The following is a 311-nucleotide window of genomic DNA, read 5'->3' as shown; positions in this document are numbered from 1 at the left end:
AACGGTGGTGTCGGTGGCAATGCCGGTGACGCCAGTGGGCGGGCCGGTAACGGTGGCGCCGGTGGTGTCGGCGGTACCGGTGCGGCCGGTCAGGGGGGCTACAACAACGGCCAGGGCGGTACTGGTGGTCGTGGGGGTACCGGTGGGTTGGCCGGGTCGGTCGGTCGTGCCGGTGCGGTCGGTGACGGCGGTGACGGTGGCGTCGGCGGGATGGGCGCGGCTGGTGTGGTCACGTCGAACAACGGCTACGGCGGCACGGGTGGCAACGGTGGTGTCGGTGGCAATGCCGGTGACGCCAGTGGGCGGGCCGG

General features: G+C 73.0%; 1 pseudogene. It reads right to left on the bottom strand.

The window, feature by feature from the left end:
- A pseudogene (locus tag LI92_RS24110) lies at positions 1-311 on the bottom strand (hypothetical protein); the annotation flags it as partial.

The organism is Mycobacterium sp. UM_Kg1 (genome assembly GCF_000972925.1).
Lineage (GTDB): Bacteria > Actinomycetota > Actinomycetes > Mycobacteriales > Mycobacteriaceae > Mycobacterium > Mycobacterium hiberniae.
This window is presented reverse-complemented; position numbering and strand designations above follow the sequence as displayed.